The sequence below is a fragment of the Pseudonocardia oceanicola genome, assembly GCF_047200735.1.
In the GTDB taxonomy this organism is placed as follows: Bacteria; Actinomycetota; Actinomycetes; order Mycobacteriales; family Pseudonocardiaceae; genus Pseudonocardia.
The window spans coordinates 116,278-130,953 of record NZ_JBJZON010000020.1 but is presented as its reverse complement, the minus strand read 5'-3'; the positions used below and the strand labels follow the sequence as shown (position 1 = coordinate 130,953).

12 protein-coding genes are annotated in these 14,676 nt (G+C 73.9%); 4 read left to right on the top strand and 8 right to left on the bottom strand.

Annotated features, from left to right (window positions below; all coding sequences use genetic code 11):
• Nucleotides 1-53 precede the first annotated feature (53 nt).
• The 4 genes from ACL02T_RS25150 to rsmA are packed head-to-tail and all read right to left on the bottom strand — an operon-like array spanning nucleotide 54 to nucleotide 5,258.
• Nucleotides 54-1,841: an ABC-F family ATP-binding cassette domain-containing protein gene (locus ACL02T_RS25150; RefSeq protein ID WP_412833229.1), complete on the bottom strand. Its 1,788-nt coding sequence runs from the start codon at nucleotides 1,839-1,841 to the stop codon at nucleotides 54-56.
• A 10-nt stretch (nucleotides 1,842-1,851) separates the two neighbouring features.
• Nucleotides 1,852-2,826 carry a 4-(cytidine 5'-diphospho)-2-C-methyl-D-erythritol kinase gene (locus ACL02T_RS25145; RefSeq protein ID WP_412833228.1) on the bottom strand — a complete coding sequence of 325 codons (975 nt, stop codon included), beginning with the start codon at nucleotides 2,824-2,826 and terminating at the stop codon, nucleotides 1,852-1,854.
• A 9-nt stretch (nucleotides 2,827-2,835) separates the two neighbouring features.
• Complete coding sequence (locus ACL02T_RS25140) at nucleotides 2,836-4,326, bottom strand: DHA2 family efflux MFS transporter permease subunit (protein ID WP_412833227.1); 1,491 nt, start codon at nucleotides 4,324-4,326, stop codon at nucleotides 2,836-2,838.
• A gap of 59 nt (nucleotides 4,327-4,385) precedes the next feature.
• The gene (gene rsmA, locus ACL02T_RS25135; RefSeq protein ID WP_412833226.1) at nucleotides 4,386-5,258 is read right to left on the bottom strand and encodes a 16S rRNA (adenine(1518)-N(6)/adenine(1519)-N(6))-dimethyltransferase RsmA; all 873 of its coding nucleotides are present in this window, start codon (nucleotides 5,256-5,258) and stop codon (nucleotides 4,386-4,388) included.
• Between the two features lie 186 nt (nucleotides 5,259-5,444).
• Between rsmA and ACL02T_RS25130 the strand changes: the two genes are divergently transcribed.
• Nucleotides 5,445-6,101 (top strand): HAD-IA family hydrolase, encoded by a 657-nt coding sequence (locus ACL02T_RS25130; RefSeq protein WP_412833225.1) that lies wholly within the window; start codon nucleotides 5,445-5,447, stop codon nucleotides 6,099-6,101.
• 92 nt (nucleotides 6,102-6,193) lie between these two features.
• Here the strand turns inward: ACL02T_RS25130 and ACL02T_RS25125 are convergent, their stop codons facing one another.
• The 3 genes from ACL02T_RS25125 to metG form a co-directional block, all read right to left on the bottom strand.
• Nucleotides 6,194-8,242 (bottom strand): resuscitation-promoting factor, encoded by a 2,049-nt coding sequence (locus ACL02T_RS25125; protein ID WP_412833224.1) that lies wholly within the window; start codon nucleotides 8,240-8,242, stop codon nucleotides 6,194-6,196.
• A 202-nt stretch (nucleotides 8,243-8,444) separates the two neighbouring features.
• Nucleotides 8,445-9,317: a TatD family hydrolase gene (locus ACL02T_RS25120; RefSeq protein WP_412833223.1), complete on the bottom strand. Its 873-nt coding sequence runs from the start codon at nucleotides 9,315-9,317 to the stop codon at nucleotides 8,445-8,447.
• Between the two features lie 87 nt (nucleotides 9,318-9,404).
• Nucleotides 9,405-11,195 carry a methionine--tRNA ligase gene (gene metG, locus ACL02T_RS25115; RefSeq protein WP_412833222.1) on the bottom strand — a complete coding sequence of 597 codons (1,791 nt, stop codon included), beginning with the start codon at nucleotides 11,193-11,195 and terminating at the stop codon, nucleotides 9,405-9,407.
• A 94-nt stretch (nucleotides 11,196-11,289) separates the two neighbouring features.
• On the opposite strand from metG, the gene ACL02T_RS25110 reads away from it, so the two are divergent.
• The 3 genes from ACL02T_RS25110 to ACL02T_RS25100 all read left to right on the top strand — a co-directional run bounded on the left by ACL02T_RS25110 (nucleotide 11,290) and on the right by ACL02T_RS25100 (nucleotide 13,736).
• A complete protein-coding gene (locus tag ACL02T_RS25110) occupies nucleotides 11,290-11,880 on the top strand; it encodes a TetR/AcrR family transcriptional regulator (RefSeq protein ID WP_412833221.1) in 591 nt (196 codons plus the stop codon).
• Between the two features lie 176 nt (nucleotides 11,881-12,056).
• On the top strand, nucleotides 12,057-12,539 hold the full coding sequence (locus ACL02T_RS25105; RefSeq protein WP_412833220.1) for a cation:proton antiporter regulatory subunit: 483 nt from the start codon (nucleotides 12,057-12,059) through the stop codon (nucleotides 12,537-12,539).
• A 3-nt stretch (nucleotides 12,540-12,542) separates the two neighbouring features.
• A complete protein-coding gene (locus tag ACL02T_RS25100; RefSeq protein ID WP_412833219.1) occupies nucleotides 12,543-13,736 on the top strand; it encodes a cation:proton antiporter in 1,194 nt (397 codons plus the stop codon).
• A 33-nt stretch (nucleotides 13,737-13,769) separates the two neighbouring features.
• On the opposite strand, the gene rsmI is transcribed toward ACL02T_RS25100, so the two are convergent.
• Complete coding sequence (gene rsmI, locus ACL02T_RS25095) at nucleotides 13,770-14,591, bottom strand: 16S rRNA (cytidine(1402)-2'-O)-methyltransferase (protein ID WP_412833218.1); 822 nt, start codon at nucleotides 14,589-14,591, stop codon at nucleotides 13,770-13,772.
• Nucleotides 14,592-14,676 lie beyond the last annotated feature (85 nt).

Here is a 14,676-nt window from a genome sequence, read left to right as displayed (position 1 = left end):
AATGCGCGAGAGACGCCTCGGATGCGCGTTGTGGAGCCATGACGCGAACAAGGTCAGGCTTCGGCCTTCTCCGCCGCCTCGAGCCACTCCAGCTCCACGGACTCCCGCTCGGCCTCGACGGTCTTCAGCTCGGCGGAGAGCTCCATCAGCTTCTGTGGGTCGGTCGCGGCTTCGGCCAGCTTCGTGTGCAGCTGCCCCTCGCGTTTCGTGAGCTGCTCCATCTTCCGCTCGAGCCGCGCCGCCTCCTTCCGGGCGGCGCGCTGGTCGGCGGCGCTCACCGCGGGGGCCGCCTTCGGCGCCGGGGCCGCGGCGGCCCGCGGGGCCTCCGTGGACGTCCCGGCGGCCTCCCGGCGGCGCAGGTACTCCTCGATCCCGCCCGGCAGGTGGGTGATCCTCCCGTCGCCGAACAGCGCCACGACCGTGTCGCACACCCGCTCGGTCAGGTAGCGGTCGTGGCTGACCACCACGAGCGTGCCCGGCCAGCCGTCGAGCAGGTCCTCGAGGTTGGTCAGGGTGTCGACGTCGAGGTCGTTCGTCGGCTCGTCGAGCAGCAGGACGTTGGGCTCGGCCATGAGCAGCCGGGTGAGCTGCAGGCGGCGGCGCTCGCCACCGGAGAGCCGGCCGACGGGCGTCCACTGGCGGGCCGCCGGGAAGCCGAGCCGCTCGGCCACCTGCGACGCGGTCATCTCCTCCTTGCCGAACCGGACGTACTTGGCGACGGCCTCGACCGCCTCCAGCACCCGCATGTCCTTCGGCAGGTCGACCAGGTCCTGGGTGAGCTGCGCGAGCTGGACCGTCCTGCCCTCGACGCGCTTCCCGCCGTCGAGCGGTCGTTCGCCCGTCAGCGCCTTGAGCAGGGTGGTCTTGCCGGAGCCGTTGACCCCGACGATCCCGATCCGGTCGCCCGGGCCGAGCCGCCAGGTCTGGTGGTCGAGCAGGGTCCGCTCACCGATCTTCACGGTGGCGTCCTCGAGCTCGAGGACGGTGCGGCCGAGCCGGTTCGTGGCGAAGTTCAGCAGCTCGACGGTGTTGCGCGGCGGCGGCACGTCGGCGATCAGAGCCTCGGCTGCCTCGATCCGGTACCGCGGCTTCGAGGTCCGGGCGGGCGGACCGCGCCGCAGCCACGCCAGCTCCTTACGGGCCAGGTTGCGCCGGCGCGCCTCGGCGGCGTCGGCCTGCTTGGCGCGCTCGGCCCGCGCGAACACCCAGTCCTGGTAGCCGCCGAGGTAGCTCTCGACGCGGCCGTTCGCGACCTCCCAGGTCCGGGTGCAGACGGCGTCGAGGAACCAGCGGTCGTGCGTCACGACCACGACCCCGCACCGCCGGGAGAGCAGGTGCGCGGCCAGCCAGGTCACGCCCTCGATGTCGAGGTGGTTGGTGGGCTCGTCGAGCACCACCAGGTCGGGCTCGCCGAGCAGGGCTCGGGCCAGCGCCACGCGGCGCTTCTCGCCGCCGGACAGCCCGTCGACGGTCCGCTCCAGGTCGCGCAGGCCGAGACCGCCGAGGACGTCCCGCGCCTTCGGGTCGGAGGCCCACTCGTGGTCGGCGTCGTAGTGCGCGAGCACCACGTCGCGGACCCGCGCACCGGGCGGGAAGTCGTCCCCCTGGGTCAGGTAGGCCAGCTTCAGCCCGCCGAGCCGGGAGACCCGCCCGCCGTCGGGCGCGCGGCGCCCCGCGAGCACCTCGAGCAGGGTGGTCTTGCCGCCACCGTTGAGGCCGACGACGCCGACCCGCTTGCCGCGCTCGACGCCGAGGGACACGGCGTCGAGCAGCACGCGGGACGCATCGCCGGGGACGTGTGCGGTGACGTTCTCCAGGTTGACCAGGTTCTGTCCGGCCATCGGTCCTCTCTCAGGCCCGGGCGGGCGGCCAGGGCGACCCGCTCGGGGCGGGCGGTACGGGTGGGGGTTCGTCCGCGTCGACGACGCGGGCCCCGGGGACGGGTCCGTGCGCGACGCGGACCGTGCGGCAGACGCCGACGCCGGCGAGCTCCGCGGCGACCTCGACCGCCGACTCGGCGTCGGAGCAGAGGAACGCGCAGGTGGGGCCGGAGCCGGAGACGATCCCGGCGAGCGCCCCCGCGTTGACCCCTGCCCTCAGGGTACGGCGCAGGTCGGGTGCGAGGCTGACCGCGGCCGCCTGCAGGTCGTTGCCCAGCGAGAGCGCGAGCTGGCGCGGGTCCCCCTGGGCGAGCGCGCCGAGCACCGGCTCGACCGGGCGGTCCGGCGGTTCCTGGTCGCCGCGCAAGCGGTCCAGCTCGGAGAAGACCGTCGGCGTGGACAGCCCGCGCCGGGCCAGCGCGATGACCCAGTGCATCGGGTGCCGCGACAGGACCGGGACGATCCGCTCCCCGCGACCGGTGCCGAGCGCGGTGCCGCCGTGCAGGGCGAAGGTGACGTCGCTGCCCAGCTCGGCCGCCATGGACGACAGCTCGTCCCGGTTCAGATCCAGCTTCCACAACGCCGACAGCGCCACCAGCGTTCCCGCCGCGTCCGCGCTCCCGCCGGCCATCCCGCCGGCGACGGGGATGCCCTTGCGCAGCACGACGCGCACGGTCGGGTCGTGGCCGGAGCGCCGGGCCAGCAGCTCGACGGCCCGCCAGGCCAGGTTCGTGTCGTCGACGGGAACCTCGGAGACGCCCTCACCGTGCACCTCGAGGCCCGGCTCGTCGCTGGCCGACACCGCGACCTCGTCGAACAGGCTCACGGCGTGGAAGACCGTCACGAGGTCGTGGTAGCCGTCCGCGCGCACGCCGCCCACCGCCAGGTGCAGGTTGATCTTCGCGGGCACCCGGACGGTGACCGGAGGACGAACGGCGGAGAGCACCGTTCAACCCTACTGACCGCGCTCGGGACGCAGGCTGACGGTGAAGGTGAGCACGGCCACCAGCCCGATCAGCAGCACCCCGGCCGGTAGGAGCAGCGCCTGGGACATGGCCGTGGTGAACGGCGCGTACGCGGCGGGCGGGAGGGCCGCGATGCTCTCCCCCACCGGCGCGCCCCCGCCACCCCCGAGGTTCGCCGCGATCCGCGACTCCATGAACGCGGCGATGCCCGCGCTGCCGAGCACCGCCCCGACCTGCCGCGTGGTGTTGTAGACGCCCGCGCCGGCCCCGGCCTGGGTGAGCGGGAGGTTGCGGTTGGCGGTGGTGGCGACGGGGCCCCAGACGAACGCGTTGCCGATGCCCAGCAGCGCGATGGGCAGCAACAGGTGCCAGATCGCGACGCCCGGCTCCATGACCGCGGCCAGCCAGGCGAGCGCCGCCGACCACGAGACCATGCCGAACCCGGCGAGCCAGCGCGGGTGCGCCCGGTCCGTGAGTCGTCCGACGAACGGGGCCAGCACGCCCGAGAGCACCGCCATGGGGACGAGCAGCAGCGCCGACCGGGTCGGGGTCAGCCCGAGCACGCCCTGCGCGTAGAAGAAGATCGGGAAGGACATCGCGATGACGGCGAACCCGACCGTGGTGATCGCGATGTTGGCGAGGGTGAAGTTGCGGTCCCGGAACAGCGTCAGGGACATCAGCGGCTCGCCGCGGTTGTGCCACTGCCAGTACACGAACGCCGCCAGCACCGCGATCCCGGACAGGATCAGCCCCCAGATCCCGGGCGCCCAGTCGTGGCTCTGTCCCTCCTGGATGCCGAAGACCAGCAGGAACATCCCGGCGGCACTCAGCGCGACGCCCACCAGGTCGAAGCTGTGCACGCTCGTGGGCAACTCGGGCACCCAGCGCAGGGCGAGCGCGATCCCCACGATCCCGACCGGGACGTTGACGAAGAAGATCCACTCCCAGCCGAGCCCGTCGACCAGGACACCACCCAGGATCGGCCCGACCAGCGTGGCGACGCCCGCCACGGCACCCCACAGGCTCATCGCCTGGCCGCGCTTCCGCGGCGGGAAGGTCCGGGTGATCACGGCCATGGTCTGCGGCGTCATCATCGACGCGCCGAGGCCCTGGAACACCCGCGCCACCACGAGCCAGGCGATCGACCCGGTCAACCCGCACCACAGCGAGGCGAGGGTGAACAGCGTCAGCCCGACGAGATAGACCCGCCGCGGGCCGAACCGGTCCCCCAGCCGCCCGGTGATGAGCAGCGGCACCGCGTACGCGAGCAGGTACGAGCTCGTCACCCACACCACGCCGTCGACGCTCGCGGCGAGGTCGGCCTGGATCGCCGGGGTGGCCACGGTGACGATCGTGGAGTCCACGAGGATCATGAAGAAGCCCAGCACCAGCGCCCACAGCGCCGGCCAGGGACTCGGCTGCTCCGTGGGGCCCGGACGGGTGCCGGGGTCGGCGCTCGCGCCGGTGTCGCTGACGGCCATGGTTCTCCTCGGGTCGGTGCGCCGTGAAAGGGTAGGCCGCGGCACCGACGGAAAGCGCGTCACCGGGGGCGGTGCCCGGCGAGACGGGCGAAGTCCTCGATCCCCAGGGTCTCGGCGCGGGCCATGGGGTCGATCCCCGCGGCACGCAGGGCCTGCTCCGCCGCCGCGGCGGACCCCGCCCACCCGGCGAGCGCCGGACGCAGGGCCTTGCGCCGCTGCGCGAAGGCCGCGTCGACCAGGGCGAACACCTCGGCCCGGTCGATCTCGGCGCCGTCGCACCGCGGCGGGTCCCGGCGGGTGAAGGCGAGGAGCCCGGAGTCGACGTTGGGCACCGGCCAGAACACCGCGCGGGGGACCGGGCCGGCGCGGCGAGCGTCGGCGAACCAGGCGAGCTTGGCGCTGGGCACCCCGTAGACCTTGCTCCCCGGACCCGCGGCCAACCGGTCCACGACCTCCTGCTGCACCATGACCAGCCCCTTCCGGAGGGACGGCAGGGCCGCGAGCAGGTGCAGCAGGACGGGCACGCCGACGTTGTACGGCAGGTTCGCGACGACCGCGGTGGGCGCCGGGTCCAGCGTCCCGACCCGCATGGCGTCGACGTTCGTCACGGTCAGCCGGTCCGCCAGCGCCGGCGCGAACTCCGCGGCCGTGCCCGGCAGCGCCGCGGCCAGCGCGGGATCGATCTCCACCGCGTGCACGTGCGCGGCCGCGGGGAGCAGGGCGAGGGTGAGGGAACCGAGGCCGGGCCCGACCTCGACGACCACATCCGCGGCCGCGAGGTCCGCGGCCCGCACGATCCGCCGCACCGTGTTGGGGTCGTGCACGAAGTTCTGCCCGAGCTTCTTGGTCGGCCGGATCCCGAACCGCTCGGCGAGCGCGCGAACCTCCGCCGGGCCCAGCAGGCGGGAGGTGACGGGGTCGGGCGCGCTCACCCCCCCATCATCCGGGACCGCAGGTCCGCGGCCGGAGCCGGGCAGACCGTGACCGTGCCCGGGCTGCGTCGACCGACCCTGCTCGCCGGTGCCCCGCAGACGCTCGACGCCCGGAGCACGCGCAGACCTCGACCCCGGCGGCGTCCGGTTCTCCTCCGACGGCCGATGCCGTCATACAGTCGCATCATGTCCGACCTCCCGGCCGTCGTCTTCGACTTCGGCGGCGTGATCACGTCCTCGCCCTTCGAGGCGTTCAACCGGCTCGAGGCCGAGCGCGGGCTGCCGCGCGACCTCGTCCGCCGGATCAACGCCACCGATCCCGACGGCAACGCCTGGGCCCTGTTCGAGCGCGCGGAGATCGACGCCGAGCGCTTCGACGCGCTGTTCGCCGAGGAGGCCCGGAACCTCGGCCACGAGCTGCGCGGCGCCGACGTCCTGGCCCTGCTCGCCGGTGACATCCGGCCGCGCATGGTCGCCGCGATCGACCTGCTCAAGCAGCGCGGCCACCGGCTGGGCTGTCTCACCAACAACGTCCCGACGGGGCTCGGCGCGCAGATGTCCCCGACCGCGGAGCGGGCCGCCGCGGTGGCCGGCGTGATGGCGCGGTTCGACCACGTGGTGGAGAGCAGCAAGGTCGGCGTGCGCAAACCCGATCCGCGGATCTACGCGATGGTCTGCACCGGGTTGGGAGTCGAGCCGGAGCAGTGCGTGTACCTCGACGACCTCGGCATCAACTGCAAGCCCGCCGCTGCGCTCGGCATGCGGGCGATCAAGGTGACGGCCGAGGACCAGGCACTCACCGACCTGGAACAGGCCCTCGACCTCGCCCCGGGCACCCTCTGACCGCACGAACGGCACTGTCGTGCGGACCTACCGCACAAGAGTGCCGTTCGTGCGGGACGGGCGGGCAGGGGACGCCGGCGGGCGCGGGGACGCTAGCGGGGCAGGCCGAGCTTGCGGGCACAGGCGGGCCAGGCGCCGTAGCCGCCGCGGTCGTCCCGGACCTTGCTGGCCACGGCGATCTGCTCCTCGCGGCTCGCCTGGTGCGGCAGCGGCGCGTACTGGGTGCCGCCGTAGGCGCGCCAGGTGGAGGCGTCGAACTGGACGCCGCCGTAGTAGCCGTTGCCGGTGTTGATCGACCAGTTCCCGCCGGCCTCGCACTGCGCCAGCCGGTCCCACACCGCGCCGTCGGTGACGACCGGGGCGGGCGGCTGCTCGTCGTTCGTGCCGACCTTGACGATCCGTGGCCGCGGCGGCGTGCTCGCACCGGCCCGGATCTGCTCGCGGCGGACCTCCTGGCCGTTCTGCACGTACACCCGCATGACCACGGTCTGCTCGCCCGGCGCGCCCGGCTCGACGACCTGGCGCTGGCCACGGGGCAGCTCGGGGTCCTCGACCTCCTCGACCGGCGGGTCGGTCCGGCGCACCTCGACGACCTCGCCGACGCCGTTGCGCACGACGTGGATCTGCATGCCCTCGGTGATCTGGCTGTCGCTGCTCGGCACCGACACGTCGTCCGGTCCGAGGGTGACGCCCTCGTCGGCCAGCAGCCCGGCGACGGTGCCGGCGCTCGTGGTCATCTGCTCGGGCGGGCGGGTGCCGTCGGTGAAGGTGACGGTGCGCTGCACCTCGATCTGCACGTTCAGCCCGCCCATCGGGATCTTCGTGTCCGGGGCGAGGGACATCTGGATCGGCGCGACGTCGACGCCCATGCCCTTGAGCGCCTCGTCGACCGACGACGCCGTGGTCCAGACGTTGCGGGTCTGCCCGCCCTCGGTGAGCGTGAGCATCCGCGCCCGGTTGACGATCACCTGGTCGCCGTCGGCGATCTCGGTGGTCGGCGCGGGCTCCACGCGGTCCTGCGGGTTCGCGGAGATGCCGGCCGCGGCGAGGACGCCGGAGACGTCGTCCGCGTAGGTGTGCAGCACACGGTCCCGGCCGTCGACGGTCACCGTCACGGCCTTGTCCATAGCCAGTGCCGTCGCGCTGCCCGCGGTCAGGGTGAGCAGCGCGGCGACGGCGACGGTGCGGGCCCCGAAACCGGACCTCCGGCCGGTGCGGGCGGGCGGGGTCGCGCGACGGGTCGTGGCCGCCGGACGGGGGCGGGCGGGCGCGGCGGCCGGCGCGGGGGTGACCGTCAGCGGCTCGGCCTCGGGCTCCGCGGCGGGCTCCGTGGGCGCCGGCGGGGCGACGACGGCGAAGGCCTCGGTCGCGGGCTCGGTATCGGGCAGGGTGTCGAGCCGCCCGGTGTCGTCGAAGGCGGCCACCCGCCCGGACCCCACCCGCCCGGTGTCCTCGAGCGCGGCGGACCGCTCGGAATGCACGGGCCCGGTGTCGTCGAGCGCGGTGAAGGCCCCGGAGTCGAGCCTGCCGGTGTCCTGCACCGAGGCGAACCCGCCGGTGTCGATGCGGCCGGTCGTGACCGGGTCGCCCGCCGGCTCGACCCGCGGCATTCCGCCCGTGGGCGCCTCGTCGAACCAGCTGCCGCCCGCCGGGACGGTGTCCAGCGCACCGGGACCGACGGGGCGGTCGACCGCGGGAGCCGCACGAACCACGGGGCCCACCGGGATCACGGGGAACGGGGCGGTGCGGGACCCTGCCTCGAAGTCCTCGAAGTCCTCGAAGTCCTCGAAGTCCTCGGAGCGGAAGTCCTCGGAGCGGTCGAGCCAGGCGCCGCCCGCCTGCCCGCCCCGCGTCCGCTCCGGCGTCTCGTCCGGCCCCGCCCGCCCGGGACCCGCCTCGTCGGCCTCGGTCCACCACGAGCCCGGCACGTACTCCGCGACCGGCGCGCCGGAGTCGGCGTACCCGCGCAGGTCCTCGGCCGGGTCCCGGCCCTCGTCGCCGCCCTCGTCGTACTCCAGCCAGGGGCCCGGGCGCAGGACCGGCGCGTCGGTCGCGGCCGGTCCCTCGGCGTGCTCCAGCGACTCGAGTCCCAGGCGGACCCGGACCGCGCGCCGGCGCGCGCGCGCAGATACGTCGACCACTGGCTTCCAGACGTCGTCGGACCGGGCAGGGGCGGTGCGCGACGGTGACCGGAGCGGGCGGCGTCGGGGAACGCCCGGTCACGCGTCGCCACACCGGTGCTGGGGAGCGGACCCCTCCCGGCTGGGCGATCACGGAACCGTAACGGGCCGTGCTCGCCGGGTACGAGCCCGGCGCGCGCGGGAGCGCCGAACGGCGTCCCTGCTACGCCGAGCGCGGTGCCCGACCGTCGGGCGACGTCATAGTCCCTGCGGGCGGCAGGTCGGCGAGCCCGAAGATCCGCTCGGCGTTGCGGTCCGTGGTCCGGGCGAGCTCAGCTGCCGGCACCCCGCGGAGTTCCGCCAGGCCACGGACGGTCCACGGTAGACAATAGGGCTCGTTGGCGCGCCCGCGGTGCGGGTGCGGGGTGAGGAACGGGGCGTCCGTCTCGACCAGCACGTGGTCGTCGTCCGGGATCACCGCGGCCTCGCGCAGGGCGGCGGAGTTGCGGAAGGTGACCGGGCCGGCGAACGACAGAACGTAACCGGCCGCGGCGCACTCACGGGCCATCGCGGCGTCGCCGGAGAAGCAGTGGAAGATCACCCGCTCCGGCGCGCCCTCCTCGCGGAGGATGCGCAGCACATCCGCGTGCGCCTCCCGGTCGTGGATCATCAGCGGCTTGCCGAGCCGCTTGGCGAGGTCGATGTGCCACCGGAACGAGGCCTGCTGGGCCTCGGGCGGCGAGTAGTCCCAGTAGTAGTCCAGGCCCGTCTCCCCGACGGCCACCACGCGCGGGTCGGCGGCCAGCCGCTCGATCTCGGCGAACTCGGAGTCCGTGACGGCGGCGGTGCGGGTCGGGTGCAGCGCGACGGCCGCCACGACCCGCTCGTCCCAGTGCGCCGCGCGGACGGCCCATCGGGCGGCGGCGAGGTCGTCGGCCACCGTGATCGCGCGGGTGACGCCGACGGCGGCGGCGCGGTCCATCGCGGCGGCGACGTCCTCGGCCGTCTCGCACCCGCAGGCGTCGAGGTGGGTGTGGGCGTCGACGGTCGACGCGCCCAGCGGCTCGGGGGGTTCCGGCCGCTCGCGCCTAGCCATCCGCGCCCACTCGCGTCATGGATCCATGACGACCCACGACACTGTTTCCGAGCGCAGTGTGGTTCCACAACGCGATCAGCGGGCGGGTCATGTCTGGATCGGGGCCCACTCCGGGCCGGTCTCCCCGAGCTCGGGGGTGAGCTTGGCGAACAGCGGGGTGGGCTTGGCAAGCGGGCGGCCGACCTCGATCGGCCGGGACTCCCAGGTCGCCTGCTGCTCGGTGTAGTCCCCGGTCAGGACGGAGTAGTCCGGCCCGTCACCCAGGTCCTCCACCGAGCGGATCTCCGGCTGCGCCGCCCACACGCCCTCGCCGCCCAGCGCCTCGTGCACCTTCTGCGCGGCGTGCGGCAGGAACGGCGTGAGCAGCGTGTTCGCGTCGGACACCACCTGCAGCGCGGTGTGCAGGATCGTGTCCCGGCGGTCCGGGTCGTCCTTGCGCTTCCACGGCTCCTGGTCGGAGATGTACTTGTTAGCCGCGCCGACCACCCGCATCGCCTCGGTGACCGCCTGCTTGAAGCGGTTGCGCCGCAACAGGTCCCCGACGACCTCGAAGCCGGCCTTCGACGTCGCGAGCAGCGCCGCGTCGGCCTCGGTGGGCGCCGTGGGCTTCGGGATCGCGCCCACGTTCTTGTGCGCCATCGAGACCGAGCGGTTGACGAGGTTGCCCCACTCGTTGGCCAGCTCGAAGTTGATCCGCCGGACGAACTCCTCCCAGGTGAAGTCCGTGTCCTGGTTCTCCGGCCCGGCGACGGCGATGAAGTACCGCAGCGCGTCCGGCCCGAACTCCCGCAGGAAGTCCCCGACGTAGATCACGGTGCCGCGCGAGGTCGAGAACTTCGACCCGCTCATCGTCAGGTACTCCGACGACACGATCTCGCTGGGCAGGTTCAGCGTGCCGAAGGCACCGGGCTCGCCGCCGCGGTCACCCGCGCCGTTGTGCCCCAGCAGGATCGCCGGCCACATCACCGAGTGGAAGGTGATGTTGTCCTTGCCCATGAAGTAGTAGCCCTGGGCCGACGGGTCGGTCCACCACTGCTGCCAGGCGTCCGGGTCGGAGCCTCGGCGCGCCCACTCGACGGAGGCCGAGAGGTACCCGATCACGGCGTCGAACCAGACGTAGATCTTCTTCAGCGGGTTGTCCGACCAGCCGTCGAGCGGTACCGGGACGCCCCAGTCGAGGTCGCGGGTGATGGCCCGCGGCTTGAGGTCGGAGATGAGGTTGGCGCTGAACTTCAGCACGTTCGGCCGCCAGTCCGTGCGCGTGGACAGCCAGCGGCCCAGCGACTCCGAGAAGGCCGGCAGGTCGAGGAAGAAGTGCTCGGTCTCGACGAACTTCGGCGTCTCCCCGTTGATCCGCGACCTGGGGTTGATCAGGTCGGCCGGGTCGAGCTGGTTGCCGCAGTTGTCGCACTGGTCGCCCCGCGCGCCGTCGTACCCGCAGATCGGGCAGGTGCCCTCGACGTAGCGGTCCGGCAACGTGCGCCCGGTCGACGGGCTGATCGCGCCCATCTGCGTCTTCGGGACGATGTACCCGTTCTTGTACAGCGACAGGAACATCTGCTGCGTGACGTCGTAGTGGTTCGACGTCGTGGTCCGGGTGAACAGGTCGTAGGACAGCCCGAGGCCCTGCAGGTCCTTCGTGATCACGCCGTTGTACTTGTCGGCGAGCTCGCGCGGGCTCAGGCCCTCCGCGTCGGCCTGCACCTGGATCGGGGTGCCGTGCTCGTCCGTGCCGCTGACCATGAGGACCCGGTCGCCCGTCATCCGCCGGAAGCGCGAGAAGACGTCGGAGGGCACACCGAAGCCGGAGACGTGGCCGATGTGCCGCGGACCGTTGGCGTACGGCCACGCCACGGCGGTCAGCACGGAGGAACTCATGTGACCAGCGTATGCCCGGCGGCGAAGCCGGTTCCCGCCACCCACGACCGGTGATCCGGGCCCGCCGCGGCGTCGGGGGACTACGGTGTGCCGCATGGAGGCGCGGAGGGCCGACGGGCTCGCCACCGACCGCCGCGCCGTGTTCCGGGACGCGGCCCTGCAGCTGTGGGCCGACGCCGGCTGGGCGGCCGTCACGGTCGGCTCCGTCTGCGCCGCCACCGGGTTGACCGAGGCGGACTTCGCCGCCGAGTACGACTCCCCCGAGGACCTGCTGGGCGAGGTCTTCGACGAGGGCACCGAGGAGCGCACCGCACTGGTGCTGGCCGCCGTGGAGGCGGCGCCGCGGAACCGGATCGCGCAGCTCCGGGCGGGCCTGGACGCGATGGCCGGCTACGTCGAGCGGGACCCCCGCCACGTGGTCACCCTGGTCGAGGCGATCGGCTGCCCGGCCCTGCGCCGTCGCAGGCGGGCGACCAACCGCGGGTTCGCCGCGCTGATCAGCTCGGGGTCCGGCGGGCTGCCGGACCCGGCCGACCCGCGCGAGGTCCACGCCGCCGCCGTGTTCTGCATCGCCGGGTTCCACGAGCTGCTGTTCGCGTGGTTCGACCCGGAGAGCCCGGTCGGGCGGGACCTGGTGGTCGATCACGCGGCCCGCCTGTTCGAGGCGTGCCTGTCGGTCCGGTGAGGCCCGGCGACGGCCGGGAGTGAGTCCCCGGGGACGAGGCCGCGGGCGTTCCCCTTCGGGCACCACGCAGAGGTACGTACACGGTGTGGGGACGGACGGGGCGCCCTTCTCCTGCGGGCCCTCCGGTCGCGCGGACGTCACGCGGTACGGCTCGCCGGCCACAGTACGGTGGAGCGGTGAACGTGGAGGTCACTCCCCTACCCGGAATCGGCGTGCGCAAGGACTTCGCCCTGCGCAGTGGCCGGCGCATCGGCGTCGTCACCCATCGCGACGGCCAGATCGAGCTGATCGTCTCCAAGTCCGACGACCCGGACGCCTGCCTCGCCGAGCTGCCGCTCACCAGCGACGAGGCCGCCGCGCTGGCGAACCTGCTCGGCGCGCCGCAGCTGGTCGCGCAGCTCACCGAGGAGCACAAGGACCTCCCCGGCATCCACACCCGGCAGATCCCGGTGCTGGACACCAGCCCCTACGACGGCCGGCCGCTGGGCGACACCGCCCTGCGCACGCGGACCGGTGTCTCGGTGGTCGCGGTGATGCGGGCAGGCCAGGCGCACCCGTCGCCCACACCCGACTACACCCTGACCGCCGGGGACCTGCTGGTCACCGTCGGCACGTCCGAGGGGCTCGACAACGCCGTCAAGATCCTCAAGAACGGCTAGCCCGTGGGCCACACCGCGCTCGAACTGATCGAGCTCGGCGCCGTCTTCTTCGGACTGGGCCTGCTCGGCCGGCTGGCGTTGAGGATCGGGATGTCGCCGATCCCGCTCTACCTGCTCGGCGGGCTGTGCTTCGGCAACGGCGGGCTGCTGCCGCTGGGCGGCATCGGCGACTTCACCACGCTGGCCAGCGAGGTCGGCGTCGTGCTGCTGCTGTTGTTGCTCGGCCTGGAGTACTCCGCCGCCGAGCTGACGACCGGGCTCAAGCGCTCCTGGACCGCCGGCCTGCTCGACATCGTGCTCAACGCCGGACCGGGGGTGGCCGTGGCGCTGTTCCTCGGCTGGGGTCCGGTCGGAGCGCTGGTGATGGGCGGGGTCACCTACATCAGCTCCTCCGGGATCGTGGCCAAGGTGCTGTCCGACCTCGGCCGGCTCGGTAACCGCGAGACCCCGGTGGTGCTGTCGATCCTCGTGTTCGAGGACCTCGTGATGGCGCTCTACCTGCCGATCCTCACCACCCTGCTGCTCGGGGTGACCCTGCTCGGGGGGCTCTCGGCCGTGGGGATCTCGCTCGCCGTGATCGCGGTCGTGCTGCTGGTGGCGCTGCGCTGGGGCCGGTACGTCTCCGCGGTCGTCGACAGCGAGAACCGTGAGGTCTTCCTGCTGAAGGTCTTCGGCGCGGCCCTGCTCGTGGCCGGGGTCGCCTCGGCGCTGCAGGTCTCGGCGGCCGTCGGCGCGTTCCTGCTCGGCATCGCGATCTCCGGGTCCACCGCGCACAACGCCACCCGGCTGCTCGAGCCGCTGCGCGACCTCTTCGCGGCCGTGTTCTTCGTGGTCTTCGGGCTGAACACCGATCCCCGGGCGATCCCGCCGGTGCTCGGCTGGGCGGTGGTGCTCGCCGTCGTCACCTCGCTGACCAAGATCGCGACGGGCTGGTGGGCGGCCCGCCGGCAGGGCATCGGGAAGCTCGGTCGGGCCCGCGCGGGCGCGGCGCTGATCGCCCGCGGCGAGTTCTCGATCGTCATCGCGGGGCTCGCGGTGTCCTCCGGCGCCGTACCGGAGCAGCTGGCCGCGCTCGCCACGGCCTACGTGCTGATCATGGCCGTCGCCGGCCCGATCGCGGCGAAGTACGTCGAGTCGGTCGCCCGCGCCCTCCAGCGCCGCACCGTCCGCGCCGCGGCACCCAGCGCCGGTGGCTGACCCCGTGCGCGGCGCCGGTCGCCGCGGGCGCCCTCACGAGGACTGCAGGGTGGCGTTGTACAGCTCGCGCTTCCCGACGCCCGCCGCCCGGGCCACCGCCGCCACGGCGTCCTTGAGCCGCTCGCCCTCGGCCACCCGCTCCTGCACCGCGGGCACGAGGGACTCCACGGCCGGGGCCGCCGCCGGCGCGGCCCCGGCGAGCACCACGGTGACCTCCCCGCGCACCTCCCCGGCCGCCCACTCCGCCAGCTCGGCGAGGGGGCCGCGGCGGACCTCCTCGTAGGTCTTCGTCAGCTCCCGGCAGACCGCGGCGGCGCGGTCCGGGCCCAGCACCTCGACGGCGCTCCGCAGCGTGTCGCCGAGCCGGTGCGGGGACTCGAAGAACACGACGGCGCGGGGCTCGCGCACCAGCTGTGCCAGCCACCGCGACCGCTCGCCGGCCTTGCGCGGCGCGAAGCCCTCGAAGCAGAACCGGTCGCAGGGCAGGCCGGACAGGACCAGCGCGGTCGTCACGGCCGACGGGCCGGGCAGGCAGGTGATCGGCAGGTCCTCCGCCGCCGCGGCCGCGACCAACCGGTACCCGGGGTCCGACACCGCCGGCATCCCGGCGTCGGTCACGACGAGCACGGTCCGGCCCGCCCGGACGTCGTCGAGCAGACCGGGCAGCCGGGCGGTCTCCACCGCGTCGTAGTGGCTGATCACCGTGCCGGTCACGGGGACGTCGAGGGCCGCGGCGAGCGCCCGGAACCGCCGGGTGTCCTCGGCGGCGACGACGTCGGCGGTGGCGATCGCCTCGCGCAGGCGGACCGAGGCGTCCCGGGCGTCGCCCAGCGGGGTGGCGGCGAGAACGAGCATGGACCTGAGCCTACGATCGGGCCGGTGGAGCCGATCGGGGCGCGGGTGGGGACCTCAACGGGCGGCTCGCTCGACTCGGTGGGGC

Excerpts from the sequence above, each read along its gene's own strand:
- ACL02T_RS25150 (WP_412833229.1), bottom strand. The coding sequence starts at position 1,841 with ATGGCCGGACAGAACCTGGTCAACCTGGAGAACGTCACCGCACACGTC.
- ACL02T_RS25140 (WP_412833227.1), bottom strand. The coding sequence starts at position 4,326 with ATGGCCGTCAGCGACACCGGCGCGAGCGCCGACCCCGGCACCCGTCCG.
- ACL02T_RS25130 (WP_412833225.1), top strand. The coding sequence starts at position 5,445 with ATGTCCGACCTCCCGGCCGTCGTCTTCGACTTCGGCGGCGTGATCACG.
- ACL02T_RS25120 (WP_412833223.1), bottom strand. The coding sequence starts at position 9,317 with ATGGCTAGGCGCGAGCGGCCGGAACCCCCCGAGCCGCTGGGCGCGTCG.
- metG (WP_412833222.1), bottom strand. The coding sequence starts at position 11,195 with ATGAGTTCCTCCGTGCTGACCGCCGTGGCGTGGCCGTACGCCAACGGT.
- ACL02T_RS25110 (WP_412833221.1), top strand. The coding sequence starts at position 11,290 with ATGGAGGCGCGGAGGGCCGACGGGCTCGCCACCGACCGCCGCGCCGTG.
- rsmI (WP_412833218.1), bottom strand. The coding sequence starts at position 14,591 with ATGCTCGTTCTCGCCGCCACCCCGCTGGGCGACGCCCGGGACGCCTCG.